The sequence below is a fragment of the Endobacterium panacihumi genome (genome assembly GCF_050847465.1).
In the GTDB taxonomy this organism is placed as follows: domain Bacteria; phylum Pseudomonadota; class Alphaproteobacteria; order Rhizobiales; family Rhizobiaceae; genus Neorhizobium; species Neorhizobium panacihumi.
Map to the genome: position 1 here is coordinate 349,372 of NZ_JBOZRA010000001.1, position 22,574 is coordinate 371,945.

Genomic DNA, 22,574 nt, shown 5'->3' on the forward strand with positions numbered 1-22,574 from the left:
GACGAACGATGCTCCTGATCCATTGCCCCTACTGCGAGGAAGAGCGTTCCGAGCTGGAATTCCGCTGGGCCGGCGAGGCGCATATCGCCCGGCCGGAAAATATCGCGGCGATTTCGGACGAGGAATTCGCCGAATATTTTTTCCTGCGCAACAACGAAAAGGGCCTCACCTACGAACGGTGGCGGCATATCCATGGCTGCGGCCGCTTCTTCAATGCGGCGCGCGATACGGTGAGCGACAAGTTCCTGATGACATACAAGGCAGGCCTTCCGAAACAGCCTATCCCCGCTGCGACAAAAGCCGAGGCGATTGCCGAGGAGAAGACCGTCGAGACGTGGGAACAGACGGAAGGAGACGCCCGATGAGCGCATCCTCCAATTCCGGCGCATTCCGCATCAAGGGTGCTGGTCGCCTGACACCGGCGCGCACCGCCCGTTTCACCTTCGACGGCAAGACCTATACGGCACTCGAGGGCGATACAGTCGCCTCCGCGCTTCTGGCGCATGGCGTGCATCTGCTGGGCCGTTCGTTCAAATATCACCGTCCGCGCGGCATTCTGTCGGCCGGGCCGGAAGAGCCGAATGCGTTGCTCGACGTGTCGCGTGATGCCTCGCGCCGCCAGCCGAACGTGCGCGCCACCGTGCAGGAGGTTTTTGACGGCGCTAAGATCGCCTCGCAGAACCGCTGGCCGTCGCTGAAACACGATATCGGCGCTTTCAACGATCTGCTGTCGCCCTTTTTTGCTGCCGGCTTCTACTACAAGACTTTCATGTGGCCGAAGGAAGCCTGGCACAAGCTCTACGAGCCGATCATCCGCCGCGCCGCCGGTCTCGGCGAAGCGCCGAAGGAAGGTGATAGCGACCATTACGCCAGCCGTTACGAACATTGTGACGTGCTGATCGCCGGTGCCGGTGTGGCTGGTCTGACGGCGGCGCTCTCCGCTGCCGCGACCGGTGCCAAGGTCATCCTTGTCGATGAACAGCCGGAAGTGGGCGGTGCGCTGCATTTCGACTCATCGACCGAGATCGACGGCAAGAACGGTTTCGACTGGGCGCAAGGCGTCGCTGCAAAACTGAAGGCGATGCCGAATGTGACGGTGCTCAACCGCACCACCGTGTTCGGTTATTACAATCACGGCTTTCTCGGGCTCGTGGAGCGTGTCACGGATCATCTGCCGCTGCCGGGGAAAGATCTGCCGCGCGAACGGCTGTGGCAGGTGCGGGCGAAAAAGGTGGTTCTCGCCACCGGTTCGATCGAGCGCCACATGGTGTTCGCCAACAATGACCGTCCCGGCATCATGCTGGCGTCTGCGGCGCGCACGTTCCTCAACCATCACGGTGTTGCGGTTGGTCGCGCGGTTGCCGTCTATACGGCGCATGACAGTGCTTATGAGGCGGCGTTCGACCTGAAACGTGCCGGCATTGATGTGGTCGCCATCGTCGACAACCGCAAATTGCCCGGTGAGGCCGTGCTGGCGGAAGCGCGGACGCTGGGCATCGAGGTGCTTCTCGGCCATTCCGTGCTCGATACGAGCGGTCGTCACCGTGTCTCGTCCGTCACCGTTGCGCGCAACGGCGAAAAGGCCGGCCGCAAGCTCAAGGTGGATGCGCTACTGGTCTCGGCCGGCTGGACGCCTTCGGTGCATCTGTTCTCGCAGTCACGCGGAAAACTGCGGTTTGAAGCCGAAAATGACCGGTTCCTGCCGGATATCTATGCGCAGGACTGCATCTCCATCGGCGCCTGCAACGGCACCGACGATCTTTCGACGCTGATCGGTGAGGCGCTTGCCGCCGGTGCCGAAATGGCCGGAAGCAAAGGGGCGGCCAGCATTGATGCAATCGCCTTTGCCGGTTCGAACCTTTACGAATGGACCGGCGGCATGATCGGTGCGGCGGAAGGCGCGGGTCGCGATACGACGGTAAAAGCTTTTGTCGATTTCCAGCATGACGTGACCGCCAAGGATATCCGCCTTGCCGTGCGCGAAGGCATGCATTCGATCGAGCATATCAAGCGCTTCACCACCAACGGCATGGCGTCCGATCAGGGCAAGCTGTCCAACATGCATGGTCTGGCCATTGCATCGGAAATGCTTGGTCGGCCGATCCCACAGGTGGGCCTCACGACGTTTCGCGCGCCCTATACGCCGGTCACCTACGGCACTCTCGTCGGCCATTCACGCGGACCGCTGTTCGATCCGGCCCGCAAGACGCCGATGCATGATCTTGAAGCGGCGGAAGGAGCCGAGTTCGAGGATGTCGGAAACTGGAAGCGCGCCTGGTATTTCCCAAGGCGCGGCGAGGATATGCATGCCGCCGTCAACCGCGAATGCAAGACGGTGCGTGATGTCGGCGGCGTGTTCGATGCCTCGACACTCGGAAAAATCGAGGTGGTTGGCCCGGATGCGGCGCAATTCCTCAACCTGCTCTACACCAATGCCTGGGACACGCTGAAACCGGGCAAGAGCCGTTACGGCATCATGACCCGCGAAGACGGTTTTATCTATGACGACGGTGTCGTCGGGCGTCTGGCCGAGGATCGTTTCCATGTAACCACGACGACCGGCGGTGCGCCGCGCGTGCTGCAGCATATGGAAGACTATCTGCAGACCGAATTCCCGCATCTGAAGGTCTGGCTGACCTCGACCACCGAACAATGGGCGGTGATTGCCATTCAGGGTCCGAAGGCGCGCGATATCATCGCTCCGTTCGTCGAAGGGCTCGACATTTCCAACGAAGCCTTCCCGCATATGAGCGTGGCCGAGTGCACGGTCATGGGCGTGCCCGCACGTCTGTTCCGTGTGTCGTTTACCGGTGAAGTCGGTTTCGAAGTCAACGTTCCGGCCGATTTCGGTCCGGCCGTGTGGAGCGCGATCTGGGAGCGGGCGCAATCACTTGATGCCTGCCTTTACGGCACCGAGACCATGCACGTTCTGCGCGCCGAAAAGGGTTATCTCATCGTCGGTCAGGATACCGATGGCACGGTCACGCCGGACGATGCCGGTTACGGCTGGGCTGTTTCCAAGAAGAAGACCGATTTTGTCGGTATCCGTGGTTTGAAACGCCCGGATCTCGTGCGCACCGGACGCAAGCAGCTGGTCGGGCTGCTGACGAGGGATCCGAACGAGGTGCTGGAGGAGGGCGGCCAGATCGTCGCCGATCCGAGCCAGCCGAAACCGATGACCATGCTGGGGCATGTCACCTCGTCCTACTGGTCGGAGAACCTCGGACGTTCGATTGCGATCGCTCTGGTGGCCGGTGGCCGCGAAAAAATGGGGCAGACGCTTTACGTGCCGATGAAGGACAAGGTGATTGAGGTCGAAGTGACCGACATGGTGTTTGTCGACAAGGAAGGAGGCCGCATCAATGGTTGAGGTCGCAGCAAGAACCCTTCCGCTTTCCGGTTTGCACGGCGGTTCCGCCACCGTGCGGCTGGAGCCGGCGGTACCGGCCGAACGCATCAACCTGCGCGTCCGTGCCGAAGATGTGGCGGCGCTGTCGGCGGCACTCGGTGTCTATTTGCCGTTGAAGCCGAAAACCTCGGCGTCGGCCAATGGCCGCACCGCGCTCTGGATCGGGCCGGATGAATGGCTGGTGATTGCCGAGAGCGGTGGTGAGGTTGGCAGCGCGCTGGTCGAAGCTGCCGCAAGGTCCGGTGCGCTGCATTCGGCCACCGACGTATCCCACCGCAACACGGCGATCCTCGTGTCCGGCCCCGGTGCGGCTGGCGCGATCAATGTCGGCTGCCCTCAGGATCTGTCGCTGAAAGCGTTTCCGGTCGGCGCCTGCTCGCGCACCATCTTTGGCAAGGTGGAAATCGTGTTGCTGCGCACGGCGGGGGATGCGTTTCGCGTCGAAGTCTGGCGATCGTTTTCGGATTATGCGTTTGGCCTGTTGGCCGAAGGCGCGAGGGATGCGGCGCTCTGAGGGCGCCGCTGGCCGTTATTCGCCGGGATGGCGGTGCTTGCGTCTTTGCCTGCGATCCAGATCCCACTCGTGCAGTTGGGCTGCAACAAACGCCAATACGACAATTCCCGCAGGTAGAACGATCGAATAGAAAAACCAGAAGTCCATCATGCAAGTCTCCTGAGTATTCGCCTCGCACGATAATGTAATGCTATCGCTCCCAAAAACCAAGCTGCGAGGGTTATCGTCGTTCGCGATGTTGATAGCGTGCTGAAGACTGCCAGACTGTAAGCGTAGCCCGCAAGTGGTGTCGCTATTCCCACCGTAAAACATGCTGTCGAGGCGCGATCCAGGGCATTCGCCAGCAGCTTTGTCCGCTCGATTTCCGCCGCATCAAGTCTGCACATGATTACCATCCCGACAGCTCAGGATGCAATCATAGAGTGTGTTGAAGCGCTGTCAAATCTTGCCTCGCATATGGATAGCGCCGCCTATCCCCACCCTTTCCATTTCACCCAGCGGCCGTGAAAATCTACGCGTCCCAGTTCGCGTTTTTCTCCACCCGGCCAGATCTGCAGGCTGATCGTCGCACCATCCGGCTTGTCGTCGGCTTCCATCTGCAGGCGGGCGAGCGGTGTGCTTTTTGTGGCGCGGTTGCCGGCTTCGGTAATCGTCGCTTCGCCGCGAGCGCGCAGGACTGCCGGCAGATATTGCCAGGCGATGGAATGATAGACGACGCGCACCGCTCCGGTCGGCGGTTTTACCAGTTCGCGGGGCAGCCACTCCAACGCATCGGCACGCTCCACCGGCGGCGGATCGTTGACGGCAAGGTCAAGCGCGGCGGAGAGGCGTTGCAAGCGGTCCGGCTGGTCTGCCCAGACATAGGACATGAGGCGCAGCCGGTCTTCTGCGGATGTCACGTCGAGCGGGTTGAGATCACAGCCGAGGCGGCTGGCGATGGTGATCTCCGCATTCGGTGGCGGCGGCCCCTGCCAGTCGGGTTGCAGCAGGACAGGCGAGGCGGGATCGCCCAATTCAAAACCGCCGAGATCGTAGCGATACCGGTCCCATTGCAGGTTAAGCCCGGCGCTTGCGCCGACTTCCAGAAGGTCCAGCGGCTTTTCGAAAATCTCGGCAATGGTGAGGAAACCCGGCAGAAGCGCATTGCAGCGGCGGATTTCGTTGGTTTGTGGCGGTGATTGCAGTCGCGCGATGATGAAGTCGCCATGGGTTTCGAAGGCATGTTCGATGGCCTGCCAGAGCGTTTCGTCATCGGTGTCCTGCGGCGGATAGAGGGCTTTCAGCGCCGGATCCTGACCCGACAGAACAAATGCGTGCAGTGAACCCGCAAACCGTGCCGGCACGAGGTCGTTGTTGATGGAGGCATCGCCGGCCCAATCCAGCAGCGCGCGGCCGACCGCCGTATCACGGGTCAGCCGTTCGGCGGCAAGGCGGGAGAGGCGGGCGACGAAGGGCGAACCAAGCTCGGTCGCCGCCTTGATCTGGTTGCGAAAGGCATCGCGCACGGCATCTTCCCGGTTCATTTCAAGGTTTGCCTCAAGCACCATGTGTTCCTCCTGCATATTTTTAAATGGATAGGTCGAGCCGTTTTTCCCGCTCGATATAGTCGCGCTGTTTATCCGTAATGTAGTCGCGCACGATTGGGGCGGCATCGCGTTTTCTGGACAATTGCATGTGAAAGACCATCTGGCTGCCGGTGCGAAACATCATCTCGGCGCTGATCAGATAAAATTCCCACATGCGGGCAAACCGCTCGTCATAAAGCGCGATCACCTTGTCGCGGTTGGCCTGAAAGCGGTTGTTCCAGTGGGCGAGCGTGGTGGCGTAATGCACCCGCAAAAATTCCAGATCGGTGACCCAGAGGCTGTTTTGCTCGACGACCTCGAGCACTTCAGACAAGGCCGGGGAATAGGCGCCGGGAAAGATGTATTTTCGAAGCCACGGGCTTGCCATGCCGGGCGGGCTCATATGGCCGATCGAATGCAGAACCATGACGCCGTCATCCGGCATCAGCGCGTTGATTTTCTGGAAAAACTCGTCGTAGTGATGCACGCCGACATGTTCGAACATGCCGACAGAGACGATGCGATCGAATTTTTCGGTGACGTCGCGATAGTCGCGCAGTTCGAATTTGACGCGGTCGGCCAAACCGGCTTTTTGCGCACGTTCAGTCGCAAGCGCCTGCTGTTCCTTCGACAGCGTCACGCCCAGAACCTGCACGTCTTCGAGGGTGGCGAGATAGAGCGCCAGATCACCCCAGCCGCAGCCGATATCGAGTACTTTCATGCCCGGTTTCAGGCCGAGTTTTGCCGCCAGAAGCCGTAGCTTGTTGCGCTGTGCCTGTTCCAGCGTTTCGCCTTCCTCGCGAAAATAGGCGCAGGAATAAAGCATGTTGTCGTCGAGGAAAAGTTTGTAGAATTCGTTGCCGAGATCGTAGTGGTGGGCAACGTTCTGTTGCGCCTGGCCCTTGCGGTTGGATTGCTGGCGCTTGCGAAACCGCATTTTTATCGCCCGCAACGCCTTTTGCAGCGGGTAGGAGCCGAGCGACAGGCGATTCACTGAAAACAGCGTCAGGAAATCCTGCAGCGTCGAGCCTTCCTCGAACCGCATCGTGCCGTCCATATAGGCTTCACCGGCGGCCAGTTCCGGATTGAAGACGAGGCTTTTGTACAGTTTCGGGTCGGTCAGCCGCATGGTCACTTCGAGACCCGGCGTGCCGGAAAATAAGTGGCGCTTGCCGTCGGCATCGATGACCGTGAGGCGACCCTTGCGGATAAAGGATTTCATCATATGCGAGAGAGGAAACATGCAACCTCCAGGCGGGTGGGATGAATATCCCGAGCCTAGCATTGCAAATGCTCAGCACGCATCAGAAAATTGCAGGTTTCACGCTCATACGTCCTCGGGGCGATCCTTTGGATCGAACTGGACAATCGTCGTCCAGCTGCCGGTGAGCGCCGGCTTTTTTTCGTTTTCGATCTCGATCGAGATGTCATAGGTGGTCATCAGCATGGCGCCACCGCGAAAACGGGCTTCCTTCAGCACGAAATGACCACGAATACGGCTTCCGGTCTTGACCGGCGAGCCGAAACGGATGTGGTCGAAACCGTAATTGAGACCCATCGTCTGTTCGCGGATGACCGGCAGGCTTTCGTAATTCATGGCGGAGAGCAGCGAGAGCGTCAGAAAGCCATGGGCGATGGTGCCGCCGAACGGGCTCTCGGTCGCGGCGCGCTCGGGGTCCACATGGATGAACTGGTGGTCGTTGGTGGCATCCGCAAAGGTGTCGATCATCGTCTGGTCGACGGTCATCCAGCTGGAAACACCGATCTCCGTGCCGACGAGATCCTTCACGTCCTTCAATGAAATTTCATGACGCATGTTCTGTCCTCGGCTGAATGGCACGATGATATTCGGCCAGTATTCTAGAGCTTTGTAAAAATTGCATTATTCAAGAATGATTGCGTGTGGGCGACGTCAGGTCTCGATGCAGAAGCTGACCGAGCGCGGCGGCAGCATCATTCTATCGATTGCGCCGCCACATGCCAGCGCCTGCCAGTTGTTGCCAGGCAATCGTGCCTCGATGTTGTCATGGCCCCGATTGAAGAGGACAGCGATGCGCACATGGTGTCTGGTTGTTCGATCGGGCGTGGACAGCACCATGGTCAGCGTGGAGGCATCGCCGCGTTCCCAGTCTTCCACCGTCATGATCTCGCCGCTGGCGGAAAACCATTCGACATCGCCCCTGCCGGTCAAGAACGCGGTATCGGCAAGTGCCGGGAAACGTTTTCGCAGGCCAGAGAGAAACGCGGTGTGGGCGATTATCGCGGGATCGAGTTTTGCCCAGTCGACCCAGGTGATGGCATTGTCCTGGCAATAGGCATTGTTGTTGCCGCCCTGCGAACGCCCGCCTTCGTCGCCGGCCGTCAACATCACCGTGCCACGAGAGACGAACAGCGTAGAGAGCAGGGCGATGACATCCCGGCGGCGATTTTCGAGGATGGTTTCGTTGTCGGTTGCGCCCTCGAAACCGTTGTTCCAGGAAAAGTTTTCGCCATGGCCGTCGCGGTTGTTCTCGCCATTTGCTTCGTTGTGCTTGTGCTGGTTGGACACGAGATCCATCAGCGTGAAACCGTCATGGGCGGCGAGGAAATTGACGCTGCGGGTGGCGGTCAGGCCGTGGCGGGAAAAGATTTCCGATGAGCCGGCAAGGGCGCTGGCAAGCGTTCCGGTCAGGCTCTGGTCACCGCGCCAGTAACGGCGAAGATCGTCGCGGGCGCGGTCGTTCCATTCGAGGAAGGGTGGCGGAAAATTGCCGAGCTGGTAACCGCCGGGACCGATATCCCAGGGTTCGGCGATCATGATGCGGTCGGCCAGAACGTCGTCGGCGAGAATGGCCGAAAGTGTGCCACCATCGCGGACAAACCCGTTGGCCGTGCGGCCGAGCACTGGCGCGAGGTCGAAGCGGAAACCGTCGATGCCGGCTTCAGACACAAAATGGCGCAGCGTGTCGATGATCAGGCGCTGTACCACCGGGTGGTCGCAGGCGACTGTGTTGCCGGTGCCGGTATCGTTGACCAGCACGTCGGGCGCATCCGGCATGTGTCGGTAATAGGAAAGATTGTCGAGGCCGCGCATGGAGAGTGTCGCGCCGTAACGGTCGCTTTCGCCCGTGTGGTTGAAGACGAGATCGAGGACGGTGCCGATACCTTCGGCGTGGAGTTTTGCGACGGTATCGCGCAGTTCGTTCATGCCGCCGGGGCAGAGGCTCGGATCGAGTGCCATGAAGGCGACCGGATTGTAACCCCAGCCATTGGTGAGGCCGAGCGGCGGCAGGTGGCGTTCGTCGATCCATGCGGTGATCGGCATCAGCTCGATGGCATTGACGCCGATGGTTTTGAGATGCGCGATGATGGCCGGGTGGGCGAGTGCTGCGATGGTGCCGCGCTGATGTTCCGGCACATCCGGGTGCAGCATGGTGAAGGGGCGTACGGCCACTTCGTAGACAAAACCGCCGGGTTGGAATTTTGGTGACGTAACCTTGGTTTTTGTCTGAGCTGTAACGATGGCTTTTGGCACGATATCGGCCGTGTCCTCGCCAAAGCGCATCAGCCGAACATCGTGGCGAAAGGGGCGGTCGAGTTCGCGGGCGTAAGGATCGACCAGAAGTTTGGCAGCATCGAACCAGAGGCCGTGATCCGGATCGTAAGGCCCGTGGGCGCGAAAACCGTAACGCTGTCCGGCGGTGATGCCGGGGAGGGGGATGTGGTGGATGCCGTTTTCGCCGCGCGCGAGTGTGTGGCGGGCGGTTTCACCGGTGTCGTCGAAAAGGCAGAGCTCGATCTTTTCGGCGGTCGAGGACCAGATGGCGAAATCCGCGCCATTGGCGGTGAGCGTTGCGCCGAGGGGTGAGAGAGATGAATTCGCCATCGTCGAGGCTCCTTCTGCCCCTCATCCGCCTGCCGGCACCTTCTCCCCGCCACAACGGGGAGAAGGGATATGCCGCGACGTCCTGCCCCGATCAAGGGCTTTGGTGTGCCACGTCCCCTCTCCCCGTATTACGGGGAGAGGGCTAGGGTGAGGGGCAGTTTCCAGCTTTATGGCTGGATGAGGATGAGCCAGAGATTTTCTATAAGATCAGGTGATCACCGTCGGGGCATCCCGACCCGAACGCTTTTTCAGCTCGGAAATCTCGTCCGCCACGGCGATCAGGTCGGCCAGAGCCTCCTGCGTTTCGATGGCGTGACGCGATGCGTCCGGCTCATAACGTTCGACATAAAGGCGAATTGTGGCGCCCGAAGTGCCGGTGCCGGAGAGGCGGAAAACCACGCGGCTGCCGCCTTCGAACAGAACGCGTACGCCCTGGTTTTTCGAGACCGAGCCATCGACCGGGTCGTTATAGGCAAAGTCGTCTGCTGCCTCGACCTTGAGTGCGCCAAATGTCTGGCCCGGCATGGTCGAGAGTTTTTCGCGCAGCGCCGTCACCATGCCGTTGGCGGCGTCGCTGTCGACCTCTTCATAGTCGTGGCGCGAATAGTAGTTGCGGCCATATTCGGCCCAATGCTTGGTGACGATGTCGTAGGCGCTTTCCTTGCGCACGGCCAGAATGTTCAGCCAGAACAGCACGGCCCACAAACCATCCTTTTCGCGGACGTGATCCGATCCGGTGCCAAAGCTCTCCTCACCGCAGATCGTTGCCTTGCCGGCGTCCAGCAGGTTGCCGAAAAATTTCCAGCCGGTCGGGGTCTCGTACATGCCGATGCCGAGTTTTTCCGCCACGCGGTCGGCGGCAGCGCTTGTCGGCATGGAGCGGGCGATGCCGGCGATGCCCTTGGCGTAACCGGGCGCCAGCGTCGCGTTGGCGGCGATGATGGCAAGGCTGTCGGAAGGGGTGACGAACATGTTCTTGCCGACCACCATGTTGCGGTCGCCATCGCCATCGGAAGCGGCACCGAAATCCGGGCCGGTCGGGCTCATGACGTCGTCATAAAGCTCCTTGGCGTGAACGAGGTTCGGGTCCGGGTGATGGCCGCCAAAGTCCGGCAGCGGCGTGGAATTGCGCACGGAACCGGCAGGCGCGCCAAGGCGCTTTTCGAGGATTTCCACGGCGTAGGGGCCGGTGACGGCACCCATCGAGTCGATGACCACCTTGAATCCGCCAGAGATCAGCGCCTTGATGGCAGGGAAGTCGAACAGTTCTTCCATCAGCGTGACATAGTCGGTGACCGGATCGACCACTTCGACAGTCATGCCGGCGAGATCGAAGGAGCCTACCGCGTCGAGATCGATATCGGCGACATCGGCGATCTTGTAGGTGTCGATGACCTGGGTGCGGGCAAAGATGGCGTCGGTGATCTTTTCAGGCGCCGGGCCGCCATTGCCGATATTGTACTTGATGCCAAAATCTTCGGTCGGGCCGCCGGGATTATGGCTGGCCGAAAGCACGATACCGCCAAAAGCCTTGTATTTGCGGATGAGGTTGGAAGCGGCGGGCGTCGAGAGAATGCCGCCCTGGCCGACCATGACCTTACCGAAGCCGCTCGCGGCCGCCATTTTCAGTGCCTTCTGGATGACTTCGCGGTTGTAATACCGGCCGTCACCGCCGATCACCAGCGTCTTGCCTTCAAAGCCCTCGAGGCTGTCAAAAATCGCCTGAATGAAGTTTTCGGCGTAGTTTTCCTGCTGGAAAACCGGAACCTTTTTACGCAGGCCGGAGGTGCCTGGCTTCTGGTCCTTGTAGGGCGTGGTGGAGACGGTCTTGAACATGATCATCCTTTATTTGCAATAAGGCGGGCGTAGAGGTCGGCGTAAAGGCCGGCGCTCTTGTCCCAGGAGACATCCGATTTCATGCCCTGCTTCTGCATGGCCGACCAGATCTTGGGGCTCTGGTAGAGGCCGACAGCGCGCCTGATGGCGCGGCGCAGGTTATCGGTGGTGACGGCGTTGAAGGAAACGCCGGTGGCTGCTCCGGCCGATATTGCGGCCGGGTTGGCATCGATGACGGTATCGTTGAGACCGCCGGTGCGGCTGACCACCGGCACGCAGCCGTAGCGCAGGCCGTAAAGCTGGGTCAGTCCGCAGGGTTCGAAACGGGACGGAATAAGAATGGCGTCGGAACCGGCCTGCATCAGGTGCGACAGCGGCTCGTCATAACCACGGTTGATGCCGATGCGGCCCGGATGGCGGATGGCGGCGGAGAGCAGTTCGGATTCGAGCCACGCATCGCCGGAGCCGAGGATGGCGAGGCGTGCGCCCATGGCGACGATATCGTCGGCCAGTTCCGCCAGCACGTCCATGCCCTTCTGCATGGTCAGCCGCGAGACGACGCAGAACAGCGGGCCGTCATCCTCGTCGAGATCGAAACGGGCTTCGACGCCGCGTTTGTTGACGCTGCGGGTTTTTAATGTTGCGGCGCTGTAATGGGTGGCGAGCGCCGCATCGACACGCGGATCCCAGACATCGGTATCGATGCCGTTGACGATGCCCGACAGGTGTTCGGCGCGGGTGGCGAGCAGGCCTTCAAGGCCCATGCCGAATTCCGGTGTGAGGATTTCCTCTGCGTAAGTCGGGCTGACGGTGTTGATCGCCCAGCTCGTCTGCAGCCCGGCTTTCAGGTAACCGACGCCACCGTAAAACTCGACGCCATCGATATCATAGGCATGCGCCGGCAGGCCGATCTGCGGCAGCACGCTGGCATCGAAACGGCCCTGAAAGGCGATGTTGTGGATGGTGATCAGGCTCGGCAGTTCGGGCTGCTCGCCGTATCGCATATAGGCGGGCACCAGACCGGCCTGCCAGTCATGCACATGCACCAGATCCGGCTGCCAGCCGTCCATCTCGCCTGCCGCGATCCGTGCTGCGGCCAATGAAAGGGCGGCAAACCGGCGCCAGTTGTCGGCATGGTCGGCACCCGTCGCATCGGCGTAAGGGCCGCCGGGGCGGTTGAACAGTTCCGGCGCGTCGAGGATCAGAAGGTCGAGGCCGTCGATATGGGTTTCGATGATATCGGCGGAGACGCCCAGCAGGTTTTCGAAATGCAGTCGCTGCGTGGTATCGCCGCGCAGTTTTGCCATCACCGCCGGATAACCGGGGATCAGCGTCTTTGTGGCGACGCGGTAATGTTTCAACGCAAGCGGCAGCGCACCGGCGACATCGGCAAGCCCGCCGGTTTTCACCAGCGGGTAGAGTTCGGATGCGACGGCCAGAACCTGCATTTTCGTCTTCAAAACCCCGTTTCGTCTCAGATGTCGAGCTTGTCGATCATCTTCTGGGTGATCAGGCAGATCCCGCCTTCGCTGCGCCGGAAACGCTTTGCGTCGATTTCGGGATCCTCACCGACCACCAGTCCTTCCGGAATGGTTACACCGGCATCGATGACGACATTGCGAAGCTGAGCATGTCTTCCGATACGCACATTCGGCAGGATTACGGCACCGTCGAGGCGCGAATAGGAATTGGCGCGCACGCCTGTGAACAACAGGCTGCGGTTCAGCGACGAGCCGGAAATGATGCAATCGCCCGATACGACGGAGGAAATCGCCGAGCCGCGGCGGTCCTCGTCGTCATGCACGAATTTCGCCGGCGGCGTGACTTCCTGGTAGGTCCAGATCGGCCAGGACTTGTCGTAGATGTCGAGTGTCGGCACGATGGCCGTCAGGTCGACATTCGCCTGCCAATAGGCATCGATCGTGCCGACATCGCGCCAATAGGGCTCGCGCTCGAAATCGGACCGCACGCAGCTATCGGCAAAACGGTGGGCGACGGCTTTGCCGTTGGCGACGATGTGAGGAATGATGTCCTTGCCGAAATCGCGGCTGGAATTCGGATCGGCGGCGTCGCGTTTCAGCGCCTCGATCAGGAATTTCGTGTGGAAGACATAGATGCCCATCGAGGCCAGCGCATGCTCCGGGTCACCGGGAATGCTCGGCGGATCGGCGGGTTTTTCGACGAAATCGATGATCTCGTCCTTGGCATTGACATGCATGACCCCGAAAGCCACGGCTTCCATGCGCGGCACTTCCAGGCAGCCGACGGTCACGTCAGCGCCGGAATCGACGTGCTGCTGCAGCATCAGCTCGTAGTCCATCTTGTAGACATGGTCGCCGGCAAGGATGACCATGTATTCGACGCCATGGTCCTGGATGATGTCGATATTCTGGTAAACGGCGTCGGCCGTGCCTTCGTACCACTGCGTTTCCGAAACGCGCTGCGAGGCCGGCAGGATGTCGAAGCTTTCGTTACGCTCGGGGCGGAAAAAGTCCCAGCCGCGCTGCATGTGGCGGATCAGCGAATGCGCCTTGTACTGGGTGGCGACGCCGATGCGGCGGATGCCGGAATTGAGCGCATTCGACAGCGCGAAATCGATGATACGGGTCTTGCCACCAAAATAGACAGCGGGTTTTGCGCGCCGGTCGGTCAGTTCCTTCAGGCGGCTTCCCCGGCCGCCGGCCAGAACATAGGCCATGGCATCACGTGCGAGTGGTTGAACGCGTTTCGTGGTCATTTCATCCTCCCCAAATTCGACTTCTTGTCCGCTCAACGTCTTTGTTCCGTCGCTGTCGCAAAACCGCTCCACACGGCCGCGCGACAGGCGCCGTTATTCCAGTTCCAGCATGATCGTCGCCAAGGGCGGCAGCGTCAGTTCGGCAGAGATCGTGCCTCCCGCATCGACCGCCTGCACGCGTCCGCCATTGCCCTTGCCGCTGCCGCCATAGATCTCGGCATCGGTATTGAGTATTTCGCGCCAGCGACCGGCATTCGGCAAGGGAATTCGGTAGTTTTCGCGGTAGGCGGGCGTAAAATTGCAGATCACCGCCACCGGCTTTTCCCCCGGCGACATTCTGAGCCACGCATAAACGGAATTGTCGTCGTCATCGACGATCAGCCAGCGGAACCCTTCGCCCTCGCAATCGCGCGCATGCAGCGCCGGTTTCGAACGGTAGCAGAAGTTCAGATCGCGGATCAGGCGGCGCATGCCCTCGTGCATGTGATATTGCAAGAGGTTCCAGTCGAGCGCGCGCTCCTCGCTCCATTCGCTCCACTGGGCAAATTCCTGGCCCATGAACAGTAGCTTCTTGCCGGGATACCCCCACATCAGGCCGTAATAAGCTCTGAGGTTGGCGAACTTCTGCCAGTCGTCGCCGGCCATCTTGGCGATCATCGAGCCCTTGCCGTGCACCACTTCGTCATGGCTGATCGGCAGAACGAAATTTTCGGAAAAGGCGTAGACGAGGCCAAATGTCAGTTCGCTGTGGTGGAACTTTCGATGCACCGGATCGCGGCTCATATAGGAGAGCGTGTCGTGCATGAAACCCATGTTCCATTTGAAGCCGAAGCCCAAACCGCCCTCATGCACCGGCGCGGACACCTTCGGCCACGACGTGGATTCCTCGGCGATCGTCATGACGCCGGGATGCGCGCCGTAAGAGAGCGAATTCATCTTCTGCAGGAAACGTACGGATTCGAGGTTTTCGCGGCCGCCATATTCGTTCGGCACCCATTCGCCGTGGCGGCGCGAATAATCGAGATAAAGCATCGAGGCGACCGCATCGACGCGCAGTCCGTCGAGATGGAATTTCTCCGACCAGTAGAGCGCGTTATTGATGAGATAGGACAGAACCTCGACGCGGCCAAAATTGTAGATCGCGGTGTTCCAGTCGGGATGGTAGCCCTGACGCGGATCCGCATGTTCGTAAAGGGCGGTGCCGTCGAAATGGCGAAGGCCATGGGCATCGGTCGGGAAATGCGCCGGTACCCAGTCGAGAATGACGCCGATGCCGACCTTGTGGCAGCCGTTGACGAAACGGGCAAACCCTTCCGGCTCGCCGAAACGGGCGGAGGGGGCATAAAGCCCGGTCGTCTGGTAACCCCACGACGGATCATAGGGATGTTCCGTGATCGGCAGGAATTCGATATGGGTAAAGCCCATGTCGGTGACGTAAGGGATCAGCTGCGAGGCCAGCTCGTCCCAGGAGAGGAAGGAGCCATCGTCGCGGCGCTGCCATGAACCGGCATGCACTTCGTAGATGGAAACCGGCTGGCGGCGATGATCGGCCTTTTCCCAATGCTCGCGGTGGGCCGCATCGTCCCATTCCTGTTCGAGTTCCGGCGTGGTCACGGAAGCCGTTTTCGGACGCATCTCGGCGCGGCGGGCATAGGGATCGGCCTTCAGCGGCAAAAGCGTGCCGTCGGCACCGACGATCTCATATTTGTAGGCGGTACCGGCGCGCACGTCCGGTGCAAATATTTCCCAGATGCCGGTATCCTGCCGCAACCGCATCACATGGCGGCGACCATCCCAGTTGTTGAACTCGCCGACGACAGACACACGCTGCGCATTCGGCGCCCAGACGGCGAAGTGAAACCCCTCGACGCCCTCGTGTTTCAGCGGATGCGCGCCCATGCGATCGAACAGGCGCAGATGCGAGCCTTCGCGCAAAAGATAATCGTCCATCGGGCCGAGAACCGGGCCGAAGGAATAGGGGTCGGTGACCGCCCATTCGACATCGCCGCGGGCGGCGCGGTAGCGCAGCGGCTGCTGGCTGGTGAGCGGTACCATGCCTTCGAAATAACCGGCTTCGTGGCGCAGTTTCAGTTCGCCCAGATCCTTGCCGTCGAGGGTGAGCACGATGGCTTCCTCGGCGCCGGGGATGAAGCAGCGGGCCATGAAACCTCCGCCGATCTGGTGGACACCCAGAACGGCGAAGGGATTCGTATGCTTGCCATTGATGATCGCCTCGATCTCGGAGAGGGGTATTTCACCGGGCGCGCGCGTCTCGTTGCGAGCGCCGGTTTCTCCGAGATCTTTGGGCGATTTGGTCATATGGCTCTCCAGATTTCCGTCGCATATTGACGGATGGTGCGATCGGACGAGAACCAACCCATCCGGGCAGTGTTGCGGATCGTCCTGGAGTACCAGGACGAGGTGTCGGTCCAGATCTGGTCGACATCGCGCTGCGCTTTCGCATAGGCGTCGAAATCGGCGGCGACCATGAACCAGTCGTGATTGTAGATGCCGTCCATCAGGTCGGTGAAGCGGTTGCGATCATCCGGCGAAAAGACGCCCGATGCAATCGCATGCAGCGCCTGCGACAGTTCGCGCGAACCCTCGATGACTTCACGCGGATTGTATTCGCTGGCGCGTTTTGCCGCGACTTCTTCCGCCGTCATGCCGAAGATGACGATGTTTTCCGCACCGACATGTTCCTGCATTTCGACGTTTGCGCCGTCGAGCGTGCCGATGGTGAGCGCGCCGTTGAGTGCGAATTTCATGTTGCCGGTGCCCGACGCTTCCATGCCGGCCGTCGAGATCTGCTCGGACAGGTCGGCGGCCGGGACCATGGTCTCGGCCAGCGTGACGTTATAGTTGGGCACGAACACCACTTTCAGAAGACCGCGCACCGCCGGGTCGTTGTTGATGACCCGCGCCACGTCGTTGGCGAGTTTGATGATCAGTTTCGCATTGTGGTAGCTGGGGGCTGCCTTGCCTGCGAAGAGCTTAACGCGCGGAACCCAATCCAGTTCCGGATGCGAGCGAATTTGATCATACAAAGCAACGGCTTCGACGATGTTCAAAAGCTGGCGCTTGTATTCGTGGATACGCTTGATCTGGATATCGAACATCGATGACGGATCAAGCCTTATGCCCATGCGACTGCCGACGAGATTGGCGAGCGCCACCTTGTTGGCACGCTTCACGGCGGCAAATTTTTCCTGGAAGGCCTTGTCGTCCGCGAACTTGTCGAGATCCGTCAGCGCCTCGGTGTCATCCAGGAACTTGTCGCCGATGGCTTCCTTGATGAGGTTGGTCAGACCCGGATTGCACTGCATCAGCCAGCGACGCGGGGTAATGCCGTTGGTCTTGTTGTTGATGCGGGTCGGATAAAGCGTGTGCAGGTCGGCAAACACCGTTTCCTTCATCAGGTCTGTATGCAGGGCAGACACGCCGTTGATGGAATGCGAACCGATAAAGGCGAGATTGCCCATGCGCACGCGGCGGTCGCCGCTTTCGTCAATCAGCGAGATCGAACGGATCTGTTGCTCGCCGAAATTCTTTTCCTTGCGCGCTTCCAGGAGGATTTTTGCGTTGATCGCATAAACCAGCTGCATGTGGCGTGGCAGCAGGCGCTCGAACAGCGGCACAGGCCAGCTTTCCAGCGCTTCGGGCAGCAGCGTGTGGTTGGTATAGGAGAAGGTATGGCGGGTGATCTCCCACGCTTCCTCGAATTCCATGCCATGCACATCGCAGAGCAGGCGCATCAACTCGCCGATGGAGATCGCCGGATGGGTGTCGTTGAGCTGGATCGACACTTTTTCATGCAGGTTGGTGAAGTCGGGATATTGTTGCAGGTGGCGGCGCAGAATGTCCTGCAGCGACGCGGACGAGAAGAAATATTCCTGACGCAGGCGCAATTCCTGACCGGCCGGGTTGGCATCGGCCGGGTAGAGGACGCGGGTCAGCGCTTCCGCCTTGTTGCTCTCGCGCAGCGCGCCGATATGGTCGCCGGCGTTGAAGGCGTCGAGCAGGATCGGATCGATCGGCTGTGCCGACCACAGGCGCAGCGTGTTGACGCGCTTGCCGCGCCAGCCGACGACCGGCGTGTCATAGGCCATGGCGATGACACGTTCGGCCGGCTTCCAGACATAACGCGGCGCGTCGTCATAACCACCGACGGTTTCGACGGAGCCGCCGAAGCCGATTTCGTAGGAGCTTTCGCGGCGCTCGAATTCCCACGGATTGCCGTGGGCAAGCCAGGTTTCCGGCAGTTCCACCTGCCAGCCATCGGCCATCTGCTGCCGGAACAGGCCGTGGATATAGCGGATGCCGTAGCCATAGGCCGGGATATCGACGGTCGCCATACTCTCCATGAAGCAGGCGGCGAGACGGCCGAGGCCGCCATTACCCAACGCCGCATCCGGCTCGAGGCCTGCGATGACATTGAGATCGACACCGAGCGAGGAAAGCGCGTCGCGGATTTCGGTCATCAGGTTGAGATTGGAAACGGCATCGCGCATCAGGCGGCCGATCAGGAATTCCAGCGATAGATAATAGACGCGCTTCTGGCCGGTCTTGTAGGCCTGTCGGGTACTTTCCATCCAGCGGTCGATGATGCGGTCACGGACCACGAGAATGGTGGCGGTCAGCCAGTCATGCGGTTTAGCGACCGCGACATCCTTGCCGATGCGGTAGGTGAGACGTTCGATGATCTCCGCGGCCATGATTTCCGGGCGCGAGGAACGCGGAGCGGGATGAGGAAGGTCGGAGGGAGAAAAGGTAGTGCTCATGTAATCGCCAACTTTGCTGGAGGAGCGGATGGGAGGGTCGTCCGATTCAGTCGTCTGGCATGCAGTAAACCACAGTTTATGCATTCTTATGATGGACTGGCAATATCGGGACGCAGCTCTATTCGGCAAGGTCGAAAAACGAAATTCGTCAGAAATAACAAAGCCCCCGCTGCGGCAGCGGGGGCTTTGTCGTCGTCATGACGGGATAGCGGATGATCAGTTCGTCAGGCGGGTCGTCGCCTTGGCGGCCTTTTCGGCGATTTCGCCGAAGGCGATGACCAGATCTTCCATGTCGTCCGGCTCATAATAATAGCTTGGGTCGCTGGCGCAGTAGGTCAGCAGCGATTTGCCTGTGGCGGGAGCCATGAACGCGACGGTAAAGATCTGGATGCCGTCCTTCTTGGCAGTGTCGCACTTGGTGCGAACAGCCTGATCGAGCCCCTTGTCGAAGTCGGCGCTGTTGCCAGTCATTTCGCCATCGGTCATCAGGACGATGTAGCGGCTGAAGCTGTCGTTGCCCTTCTTGGCATGCGCATTGGCTTCCGCCGAGTTGCCGCTGTTCAACGCATTGATCGCCGCCGTCATGGAACTGTTGGCGTCGGTTCCGCCTTCCGGAATGCTGGGTATGTCTGCCACATATGTTGCAGCGTCAGCCGTTCCCCAATTTATCGGTGAGGCCTTAAAGGTCTGGTGTGTATAGGCCGATGCACCTACACGCACGAGCGTCGATTTCGCATCCGCCTTGTTCAGCGCGCTGAACATGCTGTTGGCGGCAGTCTTCAACGCATCGATCTTGCGCACGTAGCATGGTTTTTCAGGCCAGATATAGTTCTTGTCACGTGTGTTTGTGACGTTTTTGTATCGCCAGTTCGTTGCTGTGTAATTGATGCAGGTGGCGTTCTTAATGACCGTCGAAGTCTTGAACGACATCGAGCCGGACCGGTCGAGCGCCAGATACATCGAGATGCCATTGGTTGATTCCGTCGCACTGGAGGCCGTGCTGGAAGCGCCAAGATCCATGGTCTTGCCTGCAAGAAGCCCGGTCATGGCATTGAGCGGCATCTTGTAGGTCGATGACACGGTGATCGAAAAGGTCTTGCCTCGGCTGCCATTGGGCGTTTCGGTGATGGTCACCTTCATCGCTGCGCGTTGAGCGGCGATCATGGCGTCGATCTCACCTTCGGTTTCCTTGCCGGTCTTCAGATAATTGACCATCTGCCCGGCGTAGATCTGCTCGGCACGTTCCTTGGCCTGTGCAGGCTTCAGGTCTTCTTCCGACATCGCCCGAGCGGCCGCGAGAGACGCTGAATCCGCGACAGCCTGCAGCTCGCCCTTGACCTGCATGGCTTGCGTAAGGTCGATCGCAATACCCGCGGCACCCAATGCCAGCGGGGTCAGAACTGCCGTCATAATACCGAAATTACCGCCGCGATCATTCAGAAACCGCGAAACAGGAAGCGAGATTTTCATTGCCCCAGCCCAATCTTTTGGAACCCACGCAAGCCGGTTTATCGGCTATGCGTAGACAGGGGCCTAAATTATTCCATCGAATTTTAGACATGGCAAAAATCCCGGCAAAACCGCCCTCATTTAGGACAGTTTGTCGTCTTGCCTTTGGCCTAACTTCAATTCTGTGCCGCATGACACGCTTCATTGTGAAAAGCGCAATGCGGCAATCCCTCACTGGGTGAGGCGTGTCATCCCTTTCGCTGCTGCCTCGCCAATGGACTTGAAGGCCGCCGCGAGTTCGGCGGAATTTTCCGCATTGAAGTAATGGGCGGGCGTCGATGCACAATATTTCAGAAGTGCCCGGCCGGAGGTCGGCGCCATGAATGCCACCGTATAGACGGTGATCTTGTTGCTGCCACCGTTTCTGGCGCGATCGCATGCCGCTTTGGTCACGCCATCGGCGTTGCCCACATTGTTTTCGCCATCCGTCATCAGGATGATGAATTTGCTTGGCGTCTGGCCATTCTTCTTCTTATGGATTTCGTTTTCCGAGCTGTCGCCCATTGTAGGGGCAAGACTGTCATAGGCCAGTTCCGTGGCCTCTCCGGAATTGGTCGAGCCGTCTGCCTTCAGGGCGGCGGCATAATTGCCGACGGCCGTCGTGCCCCAGGCCATGGGCGTGGGTGCCTGCCTCTTTTCGTTATAGGAGACAGCACCAAGCCGAGCATATTTATTGTCAGGGTCGGCCTTGTTTATGACGGTCAGAAGACCCGTTACTGCGGATTTGAGGGCATCGATCTTTTTGATGTAGCCGTAAGAGATGCACGTCTCCTTGTAAGACTTGATACATTCCTGCGTGTCGGTGCTTTCTTTCATCGATCCGGAGCGATCGAGGACGAGATACATCGAGAAGGCGTTCTGGCTTTCGGTCGCGCTGGAGGCCGCCGCTTTGGTCGCAAGTGCCATGGAGGGGCCGGCAACAACTGCGGTCATCGCGTTGACCGGCATCGTATAGCCCGATGTGATGGTGACATCGTAGATCTTGCCATTCGTGCCGTTTTTCTTGCTGACGATCGTGACCGTGGTGGCGTTCTTGATGTCCGTCATCAGAGCGGCAATTTCTGCGTCGGTTTCCGATCCGGTCTTGATCCTCTGGACGAGTTGGGTGGCATAGAAGGTGTTGGCAAGGTCTCTGGCTTGCGCTTCGGTATAGTCTTTTTTGTTCGACAGGGATGTTGCCGCCGCCAGACTTGCCGAGTCTGCGATCGCCTGCATGTCGGCCTTGATCTGCATGGCGCGCGTCATATCAATGGAAATGCCGGCAGCGCCTACGATGACGGGTATCGCCACGGCGGTCATGATCCCGAAGTTGCCGCCGCGGTCACGGATAAACTGCGCAAGATATCGTGAAATACGCATTGTGATCCCCACTCACGTTTTTACCCCTATAGCGTGCATATCGCTGGAGACGTTGAGAGAGACCTAAGGAATTATCCGGGATTTTACATATTCTGCAGAATCCGAGACATAATCGCTTATTTTAACGGGACGACGTCCACGGACTGCACCGTCTGGTGGCTGCCATAGGTTTTGAGGACGCCGATAACGGGAGCAATGTCGGCATAGTCACGGCCGTAACCCACGACGATATGGTCGCCGCCGGCCGGGATGTCGTTGGTGGGATCAAGCTCGACATAACCGGTCGTCTCGCCACACCAGACGCGCACCCAGGCGTGCATGGCATCCGCGCCTTCGAGCCGCTCCTTGCCCGGCGGCGGAATGGTGCGCAGGAAACCGGAGACGTAGCCTGCCGGAATGCCGAGGCTGCGCAGGGCGACGATCATCACATGGGCAAAATCCTGGCAGACACCGCGTTTCATGTCGAAGGCCTCGCCCGGTGTGGTATCCACCGAGGTTGCCTCTGGATCATATTTGAAGTCGCGGTGGATGCGGCGGCAGAGCATGGTGGCAATCTCGCGTACCGTCTGGCCGGATTTCAAGTGTGCCCGGGCATAAGCAGATATCAGCGGATTTTCGCGCAGACGCGGGCTTTCACCCGTCAGATGGTGCGGCGAGGCGGCATCGATCGACCGCAGATCCGCCAGTTCGCCGCGCAAAGCATCTAATGTCGGTGAAAGATCGGCAGTGATCGTTGGGGTCTCCACCGAGACACGGGCCTGCATGCGGATATCCAGCCGTTCATGCGGCGCGCGCAGAAAGATCGAGGTGGCCTGCTGGCCGAAAAAATCGATGAAGGTCGTCTTTTCCTCGGCCTTGGGCGTGACCGTGACCGAGCCGGCGATCAGCCGCTGACGCTCGGGCAGGGACAAGGGCAACACGCGAATGACATGGCGTGCGCCGGATGCCGGAACATCGTAGACGTATCCCATGTGCAGGGAGAGATCGTAGAGCATCGAG

General features: G+C 59.9%; 16 protein-coding genes. 3 read left to right on the top strand and 13 right to left on the bottom strand.

Annotation, left to right across the window (positions count from 1 at the left end):
• Positions 1 to 8: 8 nt before the first annotated feature.
• From ACRQ1B_RS01670 to ACRQ1B_RS01680, 3 genes are read left to right on the top strand one after another with little or no spacing between them, the layout of a single operon-like run.
• Positions 9 to 365: a sarcosine oxidase subunit delta gene (locus ACRQ1B_RS01670; RefSeq protein WP_432291938.1), complete on the top strand. Its 357-nt coding sequence runs from the start codon at positions 9 to 11 to the stop codon at positions 363 to 365.
• Positions 362 to 3,370 (top strand): sarcosine oxidase subunit alpha, encoded by a 3,009-nt coding sequence (locus ACRQ1B_RS01675; RefSeq protein WP_432291939.1) that lies wholly within the window; start codon positions 362 to 364, stop codon positions 3,368 to 3,370. The genes ACRQ1B_RS01670 and ACRQ1B_RS01675 overlap by 4 nt, the downstream gene beginning before the upstream one ends.
• Positions 3,363 to 3,923: a sarcosine oxidase subunit gamma gene (locus ACRQ1B_RS01680; protein ID WP_432291940.1), complete on the top strand. Its 561-nt coding sequence runs from the start codon at positions 3,363 to 3,365 to the stop codon at positions 3,921 to 3,923. Before ACRQ1B_RS01675 ends, ACRQ1B_RS01680 begins: the two co-directional genes overlap by 8 nt.
• Before the next feature lie 15 nt (positions 3,924 to 3,938).
• Here ACRQ1B_RS01680 and ACRQ1B_RS01685 read toward each other — a convergent pair whose 3' ends face one another.
• The 13 genes from ACRQ1B_RS01685 to ACRQ1B_RS01745 form a co-directional block, all read right to left on the bottom strand.
• Complete coding sequence (locus ACRQ1B_RS01685; RefSeq protein WP_432291941.1) at positions 3,939 to 4,073, bottom strand: hypothetical protein; 135 nt, start codon at positions 4,071 to 4,073, stop codon at positions 3,939 to 3,941.
• A 320-nt stretch (positions 4,074 to 4,393) separates the two neighbouring features.
• Positions 4,394 to 5,470, bottom strand: coding sequence for a DUF2332 domain-containing protein (locus tag ACRQ1B_RS01690; RefSeq protein WP_432291942.1), 1,077 nt, complete (start codon positions 5,468 to 5,470; stop codon positions 4,394 to 4,396).
• 19 nt (positions 5,471 to 5,489) lie between these two features.
• On the bottom strand, positions 5,490 to 6,731 hold the full coding sequence (locus ACRQ1B_RS01695; protein ID WP_432291943.1) for a class I SAM-dependent methyltransferase: 1,242 nt from the start codon (positions 6,729 to 6,731) through the stop codon (positions 5,490 to 5,492).
• 84 nt (positions 6,732 to 6,815) lie between these two features.
• Positions 6,816 to 7,304, bottom strand: a complete 489-nt coding sequence (locus tag ACRQ1B_RS01700; RefSeq protein WP_432291944.1) for a MaoC family dehydratase — start codon at positions 7,302 to 7,304, stop codon at positions 6,816 to 6,818.
• A gap of 96 nt (positions 7,305 to 7,400) precedes the next feature.
• Positions 7,401 to 9,353 (bottom strand): glycogen debranching protein GlgX, encoded by a 1,953-nt coding sequence (gene glgX, locus ACRQ1B_RS01705; RefSeq protein ID WP_432291945.1) that lies wholly within the window; start codon positions 9,351 to 9,353, stop codon positions 7,401 to 7,403.
• 207 nt (positions 9,354 to 9,560) lie between these two features.
• Entirely contained in the window at positions 9,561 to 11,189 is a 1,629-nt protein-coding gene (locus ACRQ1B_RS01710) for an alpha-D-glucose phosphate-specific phosphoglucomutase (RefSeq protein WP_432291946.1), read from the bottom strand.
• Between the two features lie 2 nt (positions 11,190 to 11,191).
• Positions 11,192 to 12,637, bottom strand: coding sequence for a glycogen synthase GlgA (gene glgA, locus ACRQ1B_RS01715; protein ID WP_432293788.1), 1,446 nt, complete (start codon positions 12,635 to 12,637; stop codon positions 11,192 to 11,194).
• Between the two features lie 26 nt (positions 12,638 to 12,663).
• Positions 12,664 to 13,926, bottom strand: a complete 1,263-nt coding sequence (gene glgC / locus ACRQ1B_RS01720; RefSeq protein WP_432291947.1) for a glucose-1-phosphate adenylyltransferase — start codon at positions 13,924 to 13,926, stop codon at positions 12,664 to 12,666.
• Between the two features lie 93 nt (positions 13,927 to 14,019).
• Complete coding sequence (gene glgB, locus ACRQ1B_RS01725) at positions 14,020 to 16,245, bottom strand: 1,4-alpha-glucan branching protein GlgB (RefSeq protein WP_432291948.1); 2,226 nt, start codon at positions 16,243 to 16,245, stop codon at positions 14,020 to 14,022.
• On the bottom strand, positions 16,242 to 18,707 hold the full coding sequence (locus ACRQ1B_RS01730) for a glycogen/starch/alpha-glucan phosphorylase (protein WP_432291949.1): 2,466 nt from the start codon (positions 18,705 to 18,707) through the stop codon (positions 16,242 to 16,244). Before ACRQ1B_RS01730 ends, glgB begins: the two co-directional genes overlap by 4 nt.
• A 216-nt stretch (positions 18,708 to 18,923) precedes the next feature.
• Complete coding sequence (locus tag ACRQ1B_RS01735; RefSeq protein WP_432291950.1) at positions 18,924 to 20,177, bottom strand: vWA domain-containing protein; 1,254 nt, start codon at positions 20,175 to 20,177, stop codon at positions 18,924 to 18,926.
• 210 nt (positions 20,178 to 20,387) lie between these two features.
• Positions 20,388 to 21,575: a vWA domain-containing protein gene (locus ACRQ1B_RS01740; RefSeq protein ID WP_432291951.1), complete on the bottom strand. Its 1,188-nt coding sequence runs from the start codon at positions 21,573 to 21,575 to the stop codon at positions 20,388 to 20,390.
• Positions 21,576 to 21,691: 116 nt separating this feature from the next.
• On the bottom strand, positions 21,692 to 22,570 hold the full coding sequence (locus ACRQ1B_RS01745; protein ID WP_432291952.1) for a transglutaminase family protein: 879 nt from the start codon (positions 22,568 to 22,570) through the stop codon (positions 21,692 to 21,694).
• Positions 22,571 to 22,574: the final 4 nt, after the last annotated feature.

Excerpts from the sequence above, each read along its gene's own strand:
- ACRQ1B_RS01730 (WP_432291949.1), bottom strand. The coding sequence starts at position 18,707 with ATGAGCACTACCTTTTCTCCCTCCGACCTTCCTCATCCCGCTCCGCGT.
- ACRQ1B_RS01695 (WP_432291943.1), bottom strand. The coding sequence starts at position 6,731 with ATGTTTCCTCTCTCGCATATGATGAAATCCTTTATCCGCAAGGGTCGC.
- glgC (WP_432291947.1), bottom strand. The coding sequence starts at position 13,926 with ATGACCACGAAACGCGTTCAACCACTCGCACGTGATGCCATGGCCTAT.
- ACRQ1B_RS01670 (WP_432291938.1), top strand. The coding sequence starts at position 9 with ATGCTCCTGATCCATTGCCCCTACTGCGAGGAAGAGCGTTCCGAGCTG.
- glgA (WP_432293788.1), bottom strand. The coding sequence starts at position 12,637 with ATGCAGGTTCTGGCCGTCGCATCCGAACTCTACCCGCTGGTGAAAACC.
- ACRQ1B_RS01740 (WP_432291951.1), bottom strand. The coding sequence starts at position 21,575 with ATGCGTATTTCACGATATCTTGCGCAGTTTATCCGTGACCGCGGCGGC.
- glgX (WP_432291945.1), bottom strand. The coding sequence starts at position 9,353 with ATGGCGAATTCATCTCTCTCACCCCTCGGCGCAACGCTCACCGCCAAT.
- ACRQ1B_RS01685 (WP_432291941.1), bottom strand. The coding sequence starts at position 4,073 with ATGATGGACTTCTGGTTTTTCTATTCGATCGTTCTACCTGCGGGAATT.
- ACRQ1B_RS01710 (WP_432291946.1), bottom strand. The coding sequence starts at position 11,189 with ATGTTCAAGACCGTCTCCACCACGCCCTACAAGGACCAGAAGCCAGGC.
- ACRQ1B_RS01680 (WP_432291940.1), top strand. The coding sequence starts at position 3,363 with ATGGTTGAGGTCGCAGCAAGAACCCTTCCGCTTTCCGGTTTGCACGGC.
- ACRQ1B_RS01675 (WP_432291939.1), top strand. The coding sequence starts at position 362 with ATGAGCGCATCCTCCAATTCCGGCGCATTCCGCATCAAGGGTGCTGGT.
- glgB (WP_432291948.1), bottom strand. The coding sequence starts at position 16,245 with ATGACCAAATCGCCCAAAGATCTCGGAGAAACCGGCGCTCGCAACGAG.
- ACRQ1B_RS01735 (WP_432291950.1), bottom strand. The coding sequence starts at position 20,177 with ATGAAAATCTCGCTTCCTGTTTCGCGGTTTCTGAATGATCGCGGCGGT.
- ACRQ1B_RS01690 (WP_432291942.1), bottom strand. The coding sequence starts at position 5,470 with ATGGTGCTTGAGGCAAACCTTGAAATGAACCGGGAAGATGCCGTGCGC.
- ACRQ1B_RS01700 (WP_432291944.1), bottom strand. The coding sequence starts at position 7,304 with ATGCGTCATGAAATTTCATTGAAGGACGTGAAGGATCTCGTCGGCACG.
- ACRQ1B_RS01745 (WP_432291952.1), bottom strand. The coding sequence starts at position 22,570 with ATGCTCTACGATCTCTCCCTGCACATGGGATACGTCTACGATGTTCCG.